Origin of the sequence: Sphingomonas sp. LM7 (genome assembly GCF_002002925.1) — a bacterium.
GTDB lineage: Bacteria > Pseudomonadota > Alphaproteobacteria > Sphingomonadales > Sphingomonadaceae > Sphingomonas.
Genome location: NZ_CP019511.1, coordinates 3,904,675 through 3,918,893 on the forward strand (window position 1 = coordinate 3,904,675; position 14,219 = coordinate 3,918,893).

Sequence of the window (14,219 nt, forward strand, 5' to 3'; positions counted from 1 at the left end):
TTCGGATATATGGTGGCGCGGTTCATTTCCGCGGCGGGGGCGGCGGCACGTTGGCGAGCCACCAGTCGAAGCGCGTGGTGCCGAGCCGCGCGTTCGGCCCGGGCATCAGCGCGGCATCGTCCAGCCGGATTCCGAAATACGGCGCCTCCGGATCCGCGATCACCTTGCGCGGGTCCTTGTCATAGGCGAGCACCCGCGCGACCAGCGCGTCGATGTGGAAGGCCTCGGGGCCCGCGACTTCGATCGTGCCGTGGGTAGGCTCGGCGAGCGCCGCATCGACCATCGCCGCCGCGACATCCTGTGCAGCCATCGGCTGGAAACGCGCGTTCGAAAGCCGGACGCTGTCGCCATCGGCTGCCGAGGCGGCAATGCCGCGAAGGAATTCGAAGAACTGCGTCGCATGAACCACACTGAACGGGATCCCCGATTCCCGGATCAACTTCTCCTGCGCGAGCTTGGCGCGGAAATAGCCGCTTTCCTGCAGCCGCTCAGTGCCGACCACCGAAAGCGCCAGGTGATGGCGGACGCCGGCGGCCTTCTCGGCCGCGGCGATGGTCCGCCCTGCGGTCTGAAAGAAGTCCAGCGCGGCTGCGCCGTCGAGGGAAGGCGAGTTGGAGACGTCTATCACCACCTCGGCGCCGTCGATCGCTTCGCCAAGGCCCTTGCCGGTAAGCGTATCGACGCCGGTGTTCGGCGCCGCCGAGAATACGTCATGGCCGTCACGGGCCAGCGATGCGACTATCTTCGAGCCGATCAGTCCGGTTCCGCCAATCACTGTGATCCGCATGTCTTCACCCTGTTTTGCAATGACGCCTTCCGGGGCGGTTACGGCTCCGGAACGCGAGCAAGATCGCGGATCGGGCCCGGCATCTCCATCGTGCCAAGGCATGTGCCGGCCTCGCCAAAGGTCAGGCGACCCTTACCTTTTGGGCAGGGTCTGGCATGCTCCGAAGCGCGCCGACCGGATTTGGTGGGGCGCATGCGATTGCCGTTCCCGTGGGTGAGGACGTCGATCTGCGGCCCGGCAAACCGCTTGAAATGTAGGATTTCGCCCGCGGGATCGACGCTCGGGGACGCTTGCCCTCGCTCTTTGACAGCGTCGATCCCGGCCGGAGCGCACACTCGCGTTGGCTGAAGCTTCGGGATTTCCGCATGGCCTCGCCGCCGCTGGACATGCGCGACAGTGTGACCCTGGTGTGACCTTTGGTTCGCAAAATGCGCAGCCTTGCGGCGCCACCAGCGCCGGTCTGGCCGCGTCCTGCGAATTCACGGCGCACCGCCACGGCCGTCCAGCGCCTGGTACAGCGCGCGCAGCAGCGCGTCGTCCGCCACGGGTTTGGTGAACCAGGCGGCGGCCCCGCCCAGCATCGCCTGGGTGCGGCTGGGTTCGTCGGTCGTGGAGGTGATGAATAGTATCGGCAGCGTGGCGCCACGGGCGCGCAGCCGGCGCTGCAGCTCGATCCCGTCGATCTCGGGCATCCTGACATCGGTGACGAGGCAATCGAAGCTATCGAGGGCGGTATCGGAGAGCAGCGCCGCCGCGCCGTCGAATGCCCGTGCCGACAGGCCTTCGACCTCGAGGAGGTCGCAAAGCGCCTCGCGCACGGCCTCGTCATCATCCACGATCGCGATCACGGGTACGGGCAAGCGGAGAGTCCTCGCTGACACGGCCGGCCTGGCCATACCCGGATGTCGCTGAATTCATGGAGGTTCGTAACCACACCATGGTCTAGGTCGCCCGTTCGCGGAGCGCGGCCGGAAGCGTGTTCCAGGCGTGGATGAGTTCGCCGATCGACGCCGCCTGCATCTTCTTCATGACGCTGCTGCGGTGAAGCTTGACTGTGACTTCGCTGATGCCAAGCGCGAAGGCGATCTGCTTGTTGAGCCGCCCCTGTGCCACCATCTGCAGCACCTGCCGCTCGCGCGCGGTCAGCGTGGCGTGGCGATCGGCCTGGCACTGCACGATCCGCGCTTCGGCGCGCTGGGCCAGGTCGCGCTCGATTCCGATCGTCACTGCGTCGAGCAGCGACTGGTCGCGGAACGGTTTGGTCAGGAAATCGACGGCGCCGGCCTTCATCGCCTGGACGGTCATCGGAATGTCGCCATGCCCGGTGATGAAGACGATCGGCCTGGCGTGTCCGCTCGCGGCGAGATGCTGCTGAAGATCGAGCCCGCTCCAGCCGGGCATGCGCACGTCGAGCACGAGGCAGCAGCACCGGTCGGGAAGCGCGGTCTCCATCAGCTCGCGGGGAGAGGCGAAGCCGACTGCCTCCAGCCCGACCGATTCCATCAACTCGGTGAGCGCGTCGCGAATGGCCGCATCGTCGTCGACGACCAGCACGAGGGGGCGTTCATGCGCGATCGACGCGGCGAAATGCGCGGCGATATCGGGCACCGGCCTTGGCGGGGCTTCACGGGTCAATAGCGATCCCTCGGTCATTGGTTCGGCCTCCGCGCGGCTTTAGTTGCGAGAGCACAGGGTCTCATGGTGCAAGCCGGCGCGGACTCCCGAACCGGGTTAGGATGGATGCCCCTCCTTGATCCGGGGCTCGAGCCGGATGACCCGGCGGCCGAACCGGTGCGCATCGACCGGCCAGCAAGGCGCCACGGGTGGCGCCGTCCGGATAGCGGGAGATCAGATTGGGCACAGGTCGGTCTCTAGCCGCACGGGCGGCTCCCGGCAGTCTCCTGACCGGGAATGTTCCGATCCCCCGTTCGGGGGTGGCGGCTTGGTGCTCGGCGTGCCCCGTGCGGAGGAGGCGATCATCGAACCCGAACGGGAACGGCGCACATGATCGCGTCGCTGGCGCTCCCGGCCGTTAGGCGCACGGGCCTTCGCCGACGGCATGCGTGACCCCCTACCTTCGTACAGATAGCCGACGCGCCGTCCACAGTGGCACATACACCGTAGCTTGGACGATGTGCCTCTCCCCAACAGGGCGCGTCGGGGCAGCTTGTGGAGCCGTGTCAATCGGACGTGGCAGGGATGACGAACGCAAGGGTTTTTCCGATTTCACCTTGCGGCTAACGAAATGGCAGTCGAGCGTCCAACCTGTCCGGCTCTGCGACACCTATGGAGGAAGACACGATGGACCGGCCAATCCGTATCCTACTGCAGACGACTATCCCTCCGATCGCCGACGACTGGAATATCGGGCGCTTTTCGAAGCTGCGCAGCTATCTGGCCGGGCTCGTGGACGCGGATGGAGCGGCGTTGTTCGACGTGACCGCGCGGGATCGCACCGCGCCGGGCGCGCCGGACCCGATCCTGTCGACGATCGACCGATCCGACTTCGACGAACTCTGGCTGTTCGCAGTCGATACAGGCGAAGGGCTGGACCCGGAGGATTGCGCCGCGATCAGCCGCTTCCGCGAAGGGGGTCGCGGCCTGCTGGTGACGCGCGATCATATGGACCTCGGCGCTCGGTATGTACGCTGGGTGGCGTCGGCAACGCGCACTTCTTCCACAGCAGGAATGCCGAGCCGGACGCGTCGCGCCGAGTCGCCGATGATCGCGAGACGCCGGATATCCTGTGGCCCAACTATCATTCGGGCGCGAACGGCGATTTCCAGGAGATCAAGGTCGTCGAACCCGCGCACCCGCTTCTCCAGGACCAGTCCGCGCCCGAAGGCCTGCTGCGCTATCTGCCCGCGCATCCGCATGAAGGCGCCGTCGGGGCGCCGGCAGGCGATTCCTCGGCCCGGACGATCGCGACGGGGACCAGCAAGGCGAGCGGCAAGCGCTTCAATCTCATCGTCGCGTTCGAGTCCTCCGCCGATGGCGGGCCGGCGGTGGCCCAATCCACCTTCCACCATTTCGCCGACTATAACTGGGATCCGGAGGCCGGCTGCCCGAGCTTTGTCAGCGAGGCGCCGGGCGACGGCCTCGCGCGTTCGCCCGAGGCACAGCGTTCGGTCCGGCGCTATATCCGCAATCTTGCTTTGTGGCTGGCGGGCCGGTCACCAGCCGAGGATCGGAACGCATATATCGACCGCGCGCTGGACGAGGCGCTCGACGAAAGCTTCCCGGCCAGCGATCCGCTTGCAATCGCCTAACTCGCTGAGCCAGGTGCAAAGCCGGTTCTTGCGCAAACGAAACGGCGTGGCCTCCGTAGTAATACATAATCAGGATTTGACGCCTAGCACTTCTCGCAGAGGGGTAGACTATGAAGACGGCCTGGCACGTCGGGATCAGTCATGTGCTTCGAGGCGACGCGACCCAGCGACGCCTCGAGATGCTGGCCGTTGCCGGATTGCTCCTGATCGTGATTGTCGCGGCAGCGGGCCTGGCGGTGGCGACCGGCACGCGCCTGGATGCCGTCGCCGGTATCGCGACACGGTTCATGGCGGCCTCGCTGTTCCTGGGCGTGCTGCTGTGCCTCACCACTCTCTACATGCAGCGTCGCAGGTCATCTGCCAGACGCTTCGACCGTACGGGCGTCATGGTCGTGCTGCTGGCCGCGCTTCTCGTCGGACTCACCATCCCGGTCTTCGGCATGTTCAAGCAACTGATCTTGCCCGCGCGCGGCTTCCCGCTCGATCCGGTGCTGCGTGCGATCGATCAGACGCTGTTCCTCGGCGCGGATCCGTGGCGTGTTTCGCATGCGCTGATGCCCTCGGTTGGAGTCACCCAGTTTCTCGACAAGCTCTACACGCTGTGGATGCCGATGATGTTCGTCTTTCCGATGCTGGCGATCGTCGCCGGTCGGACCGAGCCCGATCGCGTGCGGCTCGTCGGCTGCTGGCTGGCGGCCTGGATCCTGATCGGCGGTGTCGGCGCCTGGCTGCTCGGCTCGGCGGGGCCTTGCTATTATAATGCGCTGGTCGCGCCCGATGCCGGGTTCGCACTGTTCGATGCGCAACTCCAGCACCAAGCGCAGGCCGCCCGGGAAGGCGGCTGGCCGATCGCCGCGATCGAATTCCAGTCGATGCTGCTCGATGCCTATCGGAATGGCGGATACGCGCCGGCGGGCGGCATTTCCGCTGCCCCTTCGATGCATGTCGCGATGGCAGCGCTGTTCGCGATCGGCGGCTTTCGCATCAACCGCTGGCTGGGCGGCGGGCTGACGCTCTTCGCGGCGCTGATCTGGGTGGGGTCGGTCCACCTTGGCTGGCATTATGCGGTCGACGGACTGATCAGCATCGTGGCGATGCTGGCGATATGGTTCGCCTCCGATGTCGTCGTCGGCGCGCTGCTGGCGCCGCGCGTGGTGCAGTCAGCGGGCGCCGGAGAACTCGAAGATATAGAGGGTCGGGCCACCGCGTAGCCCTTCCGCCGGGGCAATGACCTGGCGCAGCATGCCGTCGCGGGTGAGCGCCGCATAACGCTGCCATTCCGGGGCATAGTCGGCGCCGGCATCGCGATATCGGTCGTAATGGCTCAGCACCGCATAGCGGGCGCGGCAGCCGGCGAGCCCGGCCAAATCGACATTGCCGAGATCGACGACCGGGCGTCCCGAGCGAAAAGTTTCCGCCTCGGCATAGCGGATATTGCGGGCGAGCAGCTTGCGCGCGTCGAGGCATCCGGCGCTGCCGAGCGGGAACAATAGTTTCCACGGGCCAGCGACGAGATCGATTGCGGCATGCTCGACCAGGATCGCGCTGTCGGGCGGGGCATGCGCACGGATCCAGGCGGAGGCAATCTGGCGGGTATCGTTTGCGCGCTCGGTCGCGCGGTGCTGCGCGGCCTGGAGCATCGGCACGATCAGCAGCAGTGCGACTAGCGGTTCGAGGATCGGCAGCGCGCGACCTGTGCGCCAGCGCAGGGCGTCGCTCAGGGCGTGCACCGCATAGCCCAGGGCGATCGCGGCGAAGGGCAGGAGCGGGATCAGCCAGCGCTCCCACCGTAGCGCCTGGAGGCAGATCAGCACCGCGAAGGCGGCCACGCCGGGCAGGACGGCGATGGCGGCGGTACGGTTGCGCCGCGCGATCAGGACGGTGCCGATCGCGGCCAGAGCGACCCCCGCCACGCCGAACGAAAAGTATAATGGATGGCCGACATACCAGGCAAGGTTGGCGATCAGCCCGCCTCCCGTGGCGCCGGGATGGATCGGCCGGGCTTCGCCGGCGAGGTCGTGGAGGACGGTGGGATAGTCGAATAATAGAAAGGGCGACGCCAGCACCAGCGCACCCAGCGCGGCCGCAGCAAATGCCAGCAGCTTGCGCGCGTCGCGGTGGCCCTGGGCGATGCGCCAGATGCCCGCGGCAATGGGGCTCAGCGCGATCGTCGCCGCCGGCCATTTGGTCGCGCAGCCAAGGCCGACGAACATGCCCGCCAGCAGATAGTCGCGCAGTCGGCCGTGCTCGACGATCGCGATCGCCGACGACAGGCACAGCAGCATGAAGACGCTGGCCTGGATGTCGGTGCGGATGACCTGCGAATAGTCGATATGCACGGCATTGACCGCGAGGAAGGCGGCGGCGAGCAGCCCCACGCGTGGACCGCCGATCCGCTTTCCCAATCGCCAGGTAAGGTCGACGCAGGCGACGCCGCAGGCCGCGATGCATAGCCGGACGGGCACGAACAGGATCGCCGGATCGGCATAGACTGCGCTGACGAACGCGTCGGCATCGGCATATTGCCCGGTCGCGACGCCGATCCCGCCAACGGCGAGGCTGACCAGCGCGATGCAATAGAGCGTGATCGTGCCGGGATGGCCGAACCAGCCGGGATTGAGGCTGTGGTTCTGCAGCATCTCGACTGCGGTCATCATGAACAGCGGCTCGTCGGGGTCGTTGAGCGCGGGCAGGCCAAAGCCGATCCCGCGGATCCGCAGCCCCGCGGCGACCAACAGGATCAGGAGCAACAGGCCATATTCGATCCAGGAATCGCGGTCCGGCTTACGGGCTGGGGGGGAGGGCTGCGTCATCGTGCTGAAGTGATGACGTGGAGTGACGATGCGAACCGTAATCCTGGCCGGCGGTCTGGGCACCCGGCTCGGCGAAGAGACGTCGGTGCGGCCGAAGCCGATGGTCGAGATCGGCGGCATGCCGATCCTGTGGCATATCATGAAGATCTATTCGTCGAGTGGTTTCAACGACTTCGTCGTGTGCCTTGGCTATAAGGGCTATGTGATCAAGGAGTTCTTCGCGAACTATTTCCTCCACGCCTCCGATGTGACGATCGACCTGCGCGGCGGCAACGGCATGGAAGTGCACCACGCCCGCAGCGAGCCGTGGCGGATCACGCTGGTGGACACCGGCGCGACGACGATGACCGGCGGGCGGCTGGCGGCGATCCGGCCCTATCTCGATCCCGACGAGCCCTTCTGCTTCACCTATGGCGACGGCGTCGCGGACATCGACGTCGGCGAGCTGGTGCGCTTCCACAAGGAGCATGGCCAGCGCGCGACGATCACGTCGGTGTCACCGCCGGGGCGTTTCGGCGCACTCGAATTCGATGACGGCAAGGTCGTCGATTTCAAGGAGAAACCTGCGGGCGATGGCGGCCAGATCAATGGCGGGTTCTTCGTCGCCGATCCCTCGGTGCTCGACCTAGTCGACGGGCCGGAGACGGTGTGGGAATCCGGCCCGCTCGAACGGCTCGCGCGCGGCGGCGAGTTGATGGGATACCGGCACCACGGCTTCTGGCAGCCGATGGATACGCTGCGCGACAAGATCTACCTCGACGAATTGTGGAAGGCCGGCAAGGCGCCGTGGAAGCGCTGGTGAACAGCTGGCGTGGCCGCCGTGTCCTCGTCACCGGCGATACCGGGTTCAAGGGCAGCTGGCTGAGCTTGTGGCTCCACGCACTCGGCGCCGAAGTCACCGGCTTCGCGCTGGCACCGCCGAGCGAACCGAGCCTGTTCGATGCGGCGCGGATCGGCGACCTGATAGCGCACCACGAAGGCGATGTCCGCGACCTGACCGCAGTGCGCGCGGTAGTCGAGGCGTCGCGGCCGGAGGTGATCTTCCATCTCGCAGCGCAACCGCTGGTGCGCCTGTCATACCGCGAGCCGGTCGAGACCTATGCCACGAACGTGATGGGTACGGTGCATCTGCTCGAGGCCGCGCGTCGTGCGCCCGACGTCAAGGCGATCGTCTGCGTCACCAGCGACAAATGCTACGAGAACCGCGAATGGGTTTGGCCCTATCGCGAGAACGATCCGATGGGCGGGCGCGACCCGTACAGCAGCAGCAAGGGCTGCGCCGAGCTGGTTGCGGCTGCGTATCGCAGCTCGTTCTTCGCCGATGGTCCGGCTCTCGCCACGGTGCGCGCCGGCAACGTCATCGGCGGCGGCGACTGGGCGGAGGACCGGCTGGTTCCAGACCTGATCCGTGCGTTCGAAGCGGGCGTCGCGCCGCTGATCCGGTCTCCCGATTCCGTGCGGCCTTGGCAGCATGTGCTCGAAGCGCTCGGCGGATATCTCCAGATCGCCGAGCGGTTGGTGGCCGGGGAACACCAGTTCGCCGACGCGTGGAATTTCGGACCTGCCGACGACGACACCCAGCCGGTCTCGTGGATCGTCGAGCGGATGCGTGCGGCGTGGGGCGATGCGCCGCGCCCGCATGCGGACCATAGCGCTCGGGTGCACGAGGCGGGACTGCTCCGGCTCGATTGCTCGAAGGCGCGGGCGGCGCTCGGATGGCGCCCCGCGCTGAACCTCGAACAGGCGCTCGACTGGATCGTCGCGTGGCACAAGGCGATCGGACGGGGCGAGGATGCGCGTGCCGTCACCCTCGCCCAGATCGCGGCCTATTCGGCGGCTTCGAGCCAGGGTTCGGTGCCGGTCGCGGCCTGAGCCGGGACGGTCGCCAGCGTCAGCATATTGCCCAACCGCAGGCCCAGCGAGACATCGGGTAGCAGCAGGCGGTTGGGCGTGAGGCCGATCATCCACAGCGCCTGGCGCGCGAGGAACGGCAGCGGGAAATAATTGCGGCTCCGCTCCACCCGCACGCCGGCATAGCCCGCGCGGCCGAGCAGTGCGGTGATCGTCGCGGGATTGTAGAGTTCCGGGTGCTGAAGGCAGAAGGGCGGCCAGCGCGTGCCCATCAGCGTGCGCAGCAGCGACTTCTCGTTATGGGTGACGATCAGCAGCGTGCCGCCAGGATGCAGCTTGGCGCGAATTTGCCTAAGCGTCGCCAGCGGATCGAGCAAGTGATCGAGAACATGCACCATCACTGCCAGACCGATCGACCGATCGGGGACTGGCGAAAGATCGTCCATGTCGGTGAGCAGGCTCGCCAGGCTGCCCTGGGCGGAGGCGCGCAGGGTATCGTGGATCGCGCGATTGGGCTCGAACAGCCAGAAATGGTCGAACGCGCCGCGCGTCGCCGCCTCGCGCACGATATGGCCGGTGTCGGGGCCGATCTCGAGATAGCCGCCGTCAAGTTTGCCTTGGACGGCGTCGAAATAGCCCTTCTGGGTCGCAGCGATCGCGTCGTTGGAGATCATCTCCATGTTCGGCGCCATGCTCGAATAGAGCTCGCCCAGCCGCGCGCCATCGAAGAAGGCGGGATTGTAGAGCAGGCCGCAGCCGATGCAGCGATGATAGGTGAAGAAGCGCTTCTCGCTGAACAGCCCCGACCAATAGGGGCGAAGCGCATCGACGGTCATCGTCTCGGCGCGGACCGGGCTGTGCACCTCCTCGGTGGTGTCGGTCGCGTTGCACGCCGGGCAGGCGCGGTAGAGAAATTCGGTCATGCGAGCCCGCCTGCGGACCGGAAAGTGACGCGGCTGTGCCAGAACCAGCTGCCGAGGATCAGCAATGCGGTGAAGCCGAGCTGCGCGACGATGGGCGGGACGCCGCCCAATTCGACGAGCAGCGGCAGCGCTGCCCAATTGGCGGCGTAGTTGAACAGATAGAAGCTTGAGAAGGTGCCGAACTCGCGCGCGACATTGCCACGGGTGCGGAACACGCCGAGCTTGTAGGTGGCAAAGGCGAAGCACAGGCTGATTGCCTGCGCGAGCCCCAGTGCGATCAGATAATGGGTGTGGAACGCTGGCACGCTCCACAGCAGCAGCGGATAGATCGCCAGCCCAAACGCCGTGTTGGCGGCGCCGGCGAGCAGGAATCGGACGGGGCGATGCGCGCGGATCATTCTTCCTCCAGCAGGGCGATACGCATATTTTCGCGCAGCACTTCGCGAGGGAGGAAGGGCGACAGGTCTTCGAGCGGCGGAGAGGTTATCCGGCCATCGGGGTGCGCCTTGGCGCCGAGCTTGGGGGCGAAGGCGACATGTTCGTCGACGAAGATCTCGCAGACTACGGGGCCATCGGCAGCGAGCGCTGCCTCGATCGCAACTCCGAGTTCCTCATGCGATTCCGCGCGGAAATAGGCGAAGCCGAACGCAGCGGCGACCTTTCCGAAATCGGGGAAGGTGACATTGCTCTTGGGCCCGCCGCCAACCTCCTCGCCGTTGAAGAAGTTGCGCTGGGTCTGGAAGATCGAGACATAGCCGCTGTTGTTAATCAGGAAGACCTTCACCGGCAGGCCATTGCCGGCGATGGTCTGCATTTCCTGCAGGTTCATCATGATGCTGCCGTCGCCAGCGATGGCGATGACGCGCTGCTTGCCGCCGGTCGCGGCGCACACGCCGATCGCCGCGGGCAGGTCGTAGCCCATCGTCGCGCAGCCCGAATTGGTCCAGAGGCGCTGGCCGCGCTTGATCTCGGCGACCTGGAAGCTGACCACGCAGGCGCTGCCGTTGCCGGTGACGATGACATCGTCCTCGTCGAGCCGATCGAACAGCGCTTCCATCGCGACATAGGGGTGCACGCTGGGGCCGTGGTTGCGATATTCGGGGAGTACCGCGGGGAAGTTCCAGACGCGCTCGCGCGACCATTCGAGCCATTCGGCGTGCGCGGCGGTGGGGCCTGCATAGGGCGCTTCGAGCAGCGCCGGGATCAGATCGGCGAGGTCGGCGACCACCGGCATGTCGGGCGTCACGGTCGGCTTGCGCAGCTCGACCGGATCGATGTCGACCCAGATCTTGTAGGCTTCGCGTGCGAAGGTCTTCCAGTTGTAGCTGACCTGGCGGATGTTGAGCCGGCTGCCGAGGACGAGCAGGAGATCGGCGCTCTGGGTGACCATGTTGCCGCCGCGATCGCCCACGGTGCCGGGGCGCCCGGCATAGAGCGGATGCGCGTTCCACAGCACGTCGTGCGCGTTCCAGCCGGTGACGACGGGGACGCCGAGCTTGTCGATCAGCGCGAGGAAATCGGCATGTGCCCCGCTCAGCCGCACGCCGCTGCCGGCGAAGACCACCGGGCGCTCGGCAGCGGCGAGCTTTTCGAGGATCGCGCGAGCGGTGGCGTCGAGGTCGGTGGCCTTCCACGGCTCGTCGAGCTCGGCGGGATCGAAGCCGGCGAGCTGGGCGGGGTCGATCTTGGCGGCCTGGACGTCGAGCGGGATGTCGAGCCAGACCGGGCCGGGGCGGCCCGAAGTGGCGAGGTACAGCGCCTTTTCGAGATGATAGCGAATGGTCAGCGGGTCGGTGACCATCGTCGCGTACTTCGTGATCGGGCGGACGATCGGCTCGATATCGAGTTCCTGGTCGCCGAACTGGCGCAGCGGCAGGCCGGTAGCGCGGACGGTGGTTTCGTTCTTCACCTGGCCCGAGATCACCAGCATGCCGATCGAGTCGACATAGGCGCCATAGACGCCGGTGATCGCATTGGTGCCGCCCGGGCCCGAGGTGACGTTGACCACCGCGAGCCGGTTGGTCAGCCGGTAATAGGCCTCGGCCGCCATCGAGAGCGCCTGCTCGTGATGGGTGAAGGTGGTGGCGAGCCTGGGATGCGTGCCGAGCGCGTGGTTGAGGTGCATCGCGCCGCCGCCGGTAAGCATGAAGACATGATCGATGCCGCGCGCGGCAAGGGTATCCGCCACCCAATGGGCGAGCTTTACTTGGGTCATGGTTTCCATCCGTTGGCGCGCGCGGTGCGCAGGATCGCGTCGTCGAGGCTGATCGTCGGCGCGACGCCGAGTTCGGCGCGGACGCGCGCAGTAGAGGGGACGTAGCGGCCGGCGTTCCAGCCGGGATCGGGACGCCCGAGGATCTCGACTCCGGGACCGCCGAGCAGCGATGCCGTGCGGCGGGCGAGGTCGGCGATCGACACCGCTTCCTCCGAGCCCATATTGACCACCGTGCCGGGCTTGCCGGCGATCAGCAGCGTCCACAGCCAGATCGTGAGATCGGCGGCGTAGAGATAGGAGCGCACCGCTTCGCCCGAACCGATGATGCGGATCGGCTTGCCCGCCATCGCATCGCGGATGAAATTGCCCGCGGCGAAATGGATGTCGAGCGAGAGCAGGGGCCCAAGCAGCGCGAAGATGCGGGCGTTGACCACATCGAGCCCGAATTGCTGCGCATAGATCGCGCAGAGCATCTCGGCGGCGCGCTTGCCTTCGCCATAGGCGGAGAGCGGATCGCAGGGATCGGGGCCGCCGCGCCAGTCCTCGGCGACATGCGTCACGTCCCACGGCTGCACGCCATAGACCGCGCCCGAGCTGAGGAAGACGAAGCGCGCCTTGTCGTCCTTGGCGACATTGAGCGCGCGGCGCGTGCCCTCGACGATCGTGTCGAACATGCGGCGCGGATCATTGGCGTTGAGCGCGGCGCTGGCATCGGTCGCGGCGTGGATAACGTGGGTGTAGTTGCCTGCGGGAGCGAGGAAGCTGGTGACGTCGCCGGCGACCAGCTCGAAGCGTGCGGCGAGGTGCGGCGCGCGGGCGGCGAAGGCATCGGGGTCGCGGCTGAGCAGGGTGACCTGGGCGTCGACGCCCGAGCGGGCCAGGGCTTCGAGCATCCAGCGTCCGATGAAGCCGGTGCCGCCGGTCATGAAGACGCGCGCGCCGGCTAGGCGCGGCCAGAGCGGGGCGAGCGCGGCGTTGATCGCCGCCATATCCGCTTCGAAGATCATGCGAACCCCAGCGTCGGGCGGTGGAGGCGGTGCGCGCGGACCACGCGGACCAGGCTGTCGAGCGCGAGTGCCCAGAGGATCAGCGCGACGAGGCCGGGGCGGACGAAATGGCCGATCGCCAGCCCGAAGTTCGGCGTCACCGGGCGGCCGCTCAGCCAGGAGTTGGTCGCGAGTTCGAGCACGGTCGACAGCGGCCAGTCGGCGACGAGGCAGAGCAGATAGGCGCAGACGATCGCCAGGATCGGGCCCACGCCCTTCCACGGCTCGAGCAGGACGAGGAAAAGCAGGAAGGTCTGGGTGTAGCCGCCGGGCGACTGGGTGACGAGATAGGCGGCGAGCAGCAGCATTGCGATCCGCGCGTGCGACAGCGCCCTGGGCTGGAGCCAGGCGCCGGCGAGCGCGAGCAGCGCGATGCACTGGCTGGCGCGAATGACGAGGGGGACGAGGAATTCGATGGTCTCGACGGTGCGCGAGGGGACGAACTGGAGCACCGGGATCTGCGAATTGCGGATCAGCAGGAACGGCGCGTAGCTGGTCGAATAATGGATCTCGTTCCACACCTGGCCGCTCTGGAAGACGACCCAGTTGGCGGTGTTGGCGGCCAGCTCCATCGGGGTCCCGGCGCCGACGATTGCCAGCGTGATCAGGTAGAGGAAGATCGTCGCGATCCCGGCGAGCTCGAGGCTGCGCCAATCGCGCTTGACGGCGTGGGCGAGCACCGGGAGCAGGAGATAGGGCTTGAAGTTGATCGTCGCCGCGGCACCAAGCCAGCGCCACGGGCCGCGCGTGACCAGCGGGCCGTGCGCGAGGATGAAGGCAGGCAGCGCGACGAGGATGAGGTTGCCGCGTTCCAGGGTGAACAGCAACGGCAGGCCGAGCCCGAACGCAATCGTGCGCATCGGCGCGGTGCGCGGATCGGCGCGGCGGAAGCTCAGCCAGACGAGGACGACGTCGAGGACGTAGAAGGCGGTGATCGTCGTGTTGCCGAGCCAGTCGCAATCGCGCGCGTGAAAGGGCGACTGGAGATAGCAGCCGGGCAGGCTGAACAGATCGAGGAAGACGAAGGAGAGCGGCGGATAGATGCTGCGCCACACGTCGTAGGCGCCGGGGCGGTTGGCCCAATACGCGGTGTTGAACCAGTCCATGAAGGTGTCGTTGGTGTCGAACACGAAGGGCTGGGGGAGATAGCCGGTCTTCTGGAAGGCGAGCGCGGTGGCGATCACGCTGGCGACGACGGCCAGTGCGAGGAGGAGTTCGATGAGCCGCGCGCCTCTCGAACTCCCCTCCCTGGAAGGGAGGGGCTGGGGGTGGGTTTGCGGCGGGCGGGGCTCGATGCCCCGGCCGGCGCCTTCTG

Annotated in this window: 13 protein-coding genes; 4 read left to right on the plus strand and 9 right to left on the minus strand. The window is 66.9% G+C overall.

Going from position 1 to position 14,219, the window contains the following annotated elements; all coding sequences use genetic code 11:
* Positions 1-22: 22 nt before the first annotated feature.
* The 3 genes from BXU08_RS18140 to BXU08_RS18150 all read right to left on the minus strand — a co-directional run bounded on the left by BXU08_RS18140 (position 23) and on the right by BXU08_RS18150 (position 2,422).
* On the minus strand, positions 23-787 hold the full coding sequence (locus tag BXU08_RS18140; RefSeq protein WP_077511396.1) for an SDR family oxidoreductase: 765 nt from the start codon (positions 785-787) through the stop codon (positions 23-25).
* Between the two features lie 479 nt (positions 788-1,266).
* On the minus strand, positions 1,267-1,647 hold the full coding sequence (locus BXU08_RS18145) for a response regulator transcription factor (RefSeq protein WP_253190431.1): 381 nt from the start codon (positions 1,645-1,647) through the stop codon (positions 1,267-1,269).
* Between the two features lie 82 nt (positions 1,648-1,729).
* A complete protein-coding gene (locus tag BXU08_RS18150) occupies positions 1,730-2,422 on the minus strand; it encodes a response regulator transcription factor (RefSeq protein ID WP_253190432.1) in 693 nt (230 codons plus the stop codon).
* A gap of 926 nt (positions 2,423-3,348) precedes the next feature.
* Between BXU08_RS18150 and BXU08_RS18155 the strand changes: the two genes are divergently transcribed.
* On the plus strand, positions 3,349-4,056 hold the full coding sequence (locus BXU08_RS18155; RefSeq protein WP_216352885.1) for a hypothetical protein: 708 nt from the start codon (positions 3,349-3,351) through the stop codon (positions 4,054-4,056).
* A gap of 110 nt (positions 4,057-4,166) precedes the next feature.
* On the plus strand, positions 4,167-5,267 hold the full coding sequence (locus BXU08_RS18160; protein ID WP_077511402.1) for a phosphatase PAP2 family protein: 1,101 nt from the start codon (positions 4,167-4,169) through the stop codon (positions 5,265-5,267).
* Here the strand turns inward: BXU08_RS18160 and BXU08_RS18165 are convergent.
* A complete protein-coding gene (locus tag BXU08_RS18165) occupies positions 5,217-6,806 on the minus strand; it encodes a glycosyltransferase family 39 protein (protein WP_171982570.1) in 1,590 nt (529 codons plus the stop codon). The two genes, BXU08_RS18160 and BXU08_RS18165, sit on opposite strands and share 51 nt — an antisense overlap.
* Positions 6,807-6,897: 91 nt before the next feature.
* Between BXU08_RS18165 and rfbF the strand changes: the two genes are divergently transcribed.
* Positions 6,898-7,671 (plus strand): glucose-1-phosphate cytidylyltransferase, encoded by a 774-nt coding sequence (rfbF, locus tag BXU08_RS18170; RefSeq protein ID WP_077511406.1) that lies wholly within the window; start codon positions 6,898-6,900, stop codon positions 7,669-7,671.
* Entirely contained in the window at positions 7,668-8,741 is a 1,074-nt protein-coding gene (gene rfbG / locus BXU08_RS18175; RefSeq protein ID WP_077512604.1) for a CDP-glucose 4,6-dehydratase, read from the plus strand. The genes rfbF and rfbG overlap by 4 nt, the downstream gene beginning before the upstream one ends.
* On the opposite strand, the gene BXU08_RS18180 is transcribed toward rfbG, so the two are convergent.
* The 5 genes from BXU08_RS18180 to BXU08_RS18200 are packed head-to-tail and all read right to left on the minus strand — an operon-like array spanning position 8,696 to position 14,088.
* On the minus strand, positions 8,696-9,643 hold the full coding sequence (locus tag BXU08_RS18180) for a class I SAM-dependent methyltransferase (protein ID WP_077511408.1): 948 nt from the start codon (positions 9,641-9,643) through the stop codon (positions 8,696-8,698). The two genes, rfbG and BXU08_RS18180, sit on opposite strands and share 46 nt — an antisense overlap.
* Entirely contained in the window at positions 9,640-10,041 is a 402-nt protein-coding gene (locus BXU08_RS18185; protein ID WP_077511410.1) for a GtrA family protein, read from the minus strand. Before BXU08_RS18185 ends, BXU08_RS18180 begins: the two co-directional genes overlap by 4 nt.
* Positions 10,038-11,858, minus strand: a complete 1,821-nt coding sequence (locus BXU08_RS18190; RefSeq protein WP_253190433.1) for a thiamine pyrophosphate-binding protein — start codon at positions 11,856-11,858, stop codon at positions 10,038-10,040. Before BXU08_RS18190 ends, BXU08_RS18185 begins: the two co-directional genes overlap by 4 nt.
* The gene (locus BXU08_RS18195) at positions 11,855-12,865 is read right to left on the minus strand and encodes an NAD(P)-dependent oxidoreductase (protein WP_077511414.1); all 1,011 of its coding nucleotides are present in this window, start codon (positions 12,863-12,865) and stop codon (positions 11,855-11,857) included. The genes BXU08_RS18190 and BXU08_RS18195 overlap by 4 nt, the downstream gene beginning before the upstream one ends.
* The gene (locus BXU08_RS18200) at positions 12,862-14,088 is read right to left on the minus strand and encodes a hypothetical protein (RefSeq protein WP_253190434.1); all 1,227 of its coding nucleotides are present in this window, start codon (positions 14,086-14,088) and stop codon (positions 12,862-12,864) included. The genes BXU08_RS18195 and BXU08_RS18200 overlap by 4 nt, the downstream gene beginning before the upstream one ends.
* Between the last annotated feature and the right edge of the window lie 131 nt (positions 14,089-14,219).

Excerpts from the sequence above, each read along its gene's own strand:
- BXU08_RS18195 (WP_077511414.1), bottom strand. The coding sequence starts at position 12,865 with ATGATCTTCGAAGCGGATATGGCGGCGATCAACGCCGCGCTCGCCCCG.
- rfbF (WP_077511406.1), top strand. The coding sequence starts at position 6,898 with ATGCGAACCGTAATCCTGGCCGGCGGTCTGGGCACCCGGCTCGGCGAA.
- BXU08_RS18140 (WP_077511396.1), bottom strand. The coding sequence starts at position 787 with ATGCGGATCACAGTGATTGGCGGAACCGGACTGATCGGCTCGAAGATA.
- BXU08_RS18185 (WP_077511410.1), bottom strand. The coding sequence starts at position 10,041 with ATGATCCGCGCGCATCGCCCCGTCCGATTCCTGCTCGCCGGCGCCGCC.
- BXU08_RS18160 (WP_077511402.1), top strand. The coding sequence starts at position 4,167 with ATGAAGACGGCCTGGCACGTCGGGATCAGTCATGTGCTTCGAGGCGAC.
- BXU08_RS18190 (WP_253190433.1), bottom strand. The coding sequence starts at position 11,858 with ATGACCCAAGTAAAGCTCGCCCATTGGGTGGCGGATACCCTTGCCGCG.
- BXU08_RS18180 (WP_077511408.1), bottom strand. The coding sequence starts at position 9,643 with ATGACCGAATTTCTCTACCGCGCCTGCCCGGCGTGCAACGCGACCGAC.